At 74.7% G+C, this 2,297-nt stretch carries 3 protein-coding genes and 1 pseudogene; 1 reads left to right on the top strand and 3 read right to left on the bottom strand.

Translation table 11 applies throughout. The features are described 5' to 3' along the window. Positions 1 to 650, top strand: a 650-nt coding sequence (locus tag VR44_RS32285) for an SDR family NAD(P)-dependent oxidoreductase (RefSeq protein WP_045951182.1), incomplete at its 5' end; no start/stop codon positions are given. Positions 651 to 660: 10 nt separating this feature from the next. On the opposite strand, the gene VR44_RS45495 is transcribed toward VR44_RS32285, so the two are convergent. The 3 genes and pseudogenes from VR44_RS45495 to VR44_RS32270 all read right to left on the bottom strand — a co-directional run. Then, the gene (locus VR44_RS45495; RefSeq protein ID WP_052713937.1) at positions 661 to 1,455 is read right to left on the bottom strand and encodes a DUF4097 family beta strand repeat-containing protein; all 795 of its coding nucleotides are present in this window, start codon (positions 1,453 to 1,455) and stop codon (positions 661 to 663) included. After that, positions 1,452 to 2,105, bottom strand: a complete 654-nt coding sequence (locus VR44_RS32275; RefSeq protein ID WP_094192058.1) for a response regulator transcription factor — start codon at positions 2,103 to 2,105, stop codon at positions 1,452 to 1,454. The genes VR44_RS45495 and VR44_RS32275 overlap by 4 nt, the downstream gene beginning before the upstream one ends. After that, a pseudogene (locus VR44_RS32270) lies at positions 2,093 to 2,297 on the bottom strand (ATP-binding protein); the annotation flags it as partial. The gene VR44_RS32275 and the pseudogene VR44_RS32270, both read right to left, overlap by 13 nt.

The raw sequence follows: 2,297 nt of genomic DNA, 5'->3' as shown, positions 1-2,297 counted from the left end.
TGGTCGTTAACTCCGCACGCAGCGCCGAGGCCGGCAAGGAGCTCGCCGCCCGGCTCCCGGACGCCGTGTACGTGCAGGGGGACGTCTCCGACGCCGAGGACGCGCGGAGGATCGTCCGGGCCGCGATCGACGCCTACGGCCGGCTGGACATCCTGGTCAACAACGCGGGCGTGACCCGCTTCATCCCGCTCGGCGACCTGGAGGCCGCGGACGCGCGGGCGTGGCGGGAGATCTTCGACGTCAACGTGGTCGGCACCTGGCAGATGATCACCGCGGCCGTGCCGCACCTGCGCGAGTCCGGTGCGGGCGCCGTCGTGAACATCTCCTCGGTGTCCGCCACCCGGGCCATGGGGAGTTCGGTCCCGTACGCCGTGAGCAAGGCGGCCGTCAACCACATGACCCGGCTGCTCGCCTCCCAGCTGGGCCCGTCGGTCCGCGTCAACGCGGTGGCGCCGGGGCTGATCGACACGCCCTGGTACGAGGGGGAGGAGGAGGTCTGGGAGAGCTCCCGCGAGTGGATCACCGAGAACACCCCGCTGCGCCGGGTGGGCACCCCGCAGGACGTCGCGGAGGCGACGCTGTACCTGGTGAACGCCGCCTACACCACGGGGGACGTGGTCACCGTGGACGGCGGGCGGCACATCGTCTGACCGGGCCGGGTCAGGAGGCGGACGCCCGGCGGTAGCCGGCACGGGCGTCGCCGGCTCCCGCCTCCAGGTCCAGGACGCGGGTGGCCGAGGGATCGCGCAGGGCGTCCTCGGTGTGGCAACGGCCGGCGCCCGCACGGCAGCTGACGCGGTAGCGGGTGGCCGTGGGGAGGGTGACCTCCAGGCTGCCGGCTCCGACGTGGCCGGTGACCCGGTCCGGCGGGGCGGCGAAGGTGACCTCCGCGTGCCCGGAGTCGGCGCGGACGTCGGTTCCGGGGGCGGTGAGGCCGGTCGCGAGCAGGGTGCCGGAGCCGACCCTGGCCCGCAGGGGGCCGCGCAGATCGGCGAGGACCAGGTTGCCCGATCCCATGTCGGCGTCGACGGGGCCGGCGAGACCGCTGACGGTGACCCGGCCGGAGCTCCCGGAGACCCTGACCGGGACCCCGGCGGGGACGGTCACCGCGAGGCGGACCGAGCATCCGGTGCCGAGGGCGACCCCGGCCTGGTCGCCGGGGCAGCGCGGGGTCAGCTTGAGGGTGTCGCCGAGCCAGCTCTCCTCGACGGACGGTTCCTCGAAGGTCCAGGTGAGGGCGGCCCGGTAGCCGACCTCCTGGTCCCCGCGCGGGGTGACGGTCACGTCCGCCTCGCCGCCGACGACCTCCACCGCGGTGCGGGCGCCGATGTCCGCCCGTACCTGCCAGCCGGCCGCGGCCACCACGAGGACGGCGCTCAGCGCGGCGGCCGTGTACCAGGCGAGGCGCTGGCCGCGCGGGACGGGAGCGGCCGGGCCGCCGGCGGGGCGGCTCACGAGGCGCCGTCCAGGAAGCGCAGGACCGCGAGGACGCGCCGGTGGGCCTCGGCGGCCGGGGGCAGGTCGAGCTTGGTGAAGATGTTGTTGATGTGCTTGGCCACGGCGCTCTCGCTCACGACGAGTCCCTCGGCGATCCCCGCGTTGGAGCGGCCCTCGGCCATCAGGGCGAGGACCTCGCGCTCGCGCGGGGTGAGGCGCTCCAGGGGGTCGGGGCCGCCGCGGCGCAGCAGCAGCTGGGCGACGACCTGCGGGTCGAGGGCGGTGCCGCCGGCCGCGACGCGGCGCAGGGCGTCGATGAACTCCTCGACGTCGGCGACGCGCTGCTTGAGCAGGTAGCCGATGCCCGCCCCGCTCTGGGAGGACAGCAGGTCGGCGGCGTAGCGCTCCTCGACGAACTGGGAGAGCAGCAGTACGGCCGTCTCCGGGCTCTGACTGCGGATCATCAGGGCGGCCCGGACACCCTCGTCGGTGAATCCGGGCGGCATCCGGACGTCGACGAGGGCGAGGTCGGGCCGGTGTTCCTCGACGGCGGCGAGCAGCGCCTCGGCGTCGCCGGTCTCGGCGGCCACCTCGAAGCCGGCCATTTCGAGGACTTTGACAAGACCTATGCGCAGGAGGACGGAGTCCTCGGCGATCACAGCCCGCACGGCAGCTCCACGGTGACGACGGTAGGGCCCCCTTGGGGGCTGTTGATCAGGATGGTTCCGTCGACCGACCCTACGCGTTTGCGCAGACCGGTCAGACCGGTGCCGCCGGCCGGGTCGGCGCCGCCCACCCCGTCGTCGGTGACGACGACGCGCAGCAGGTCGCCGCGGGATCCGCCCGGGACCCGGGCGACG

It is taken from the genome of Streptomyces katrae, assembly GCF_000966975.1.
GTDB lineage: Bacteria > Actinomycetota > Actinomycetes > Streptomycetales > Streptomycetaceae > Streptomyces > Streptomyces katrae.
The sequence above is the reverse complement of the archived record's forward strand: the minus strand, read 5'-3'. Positions and strand labels throughout refer to the sequence as shown.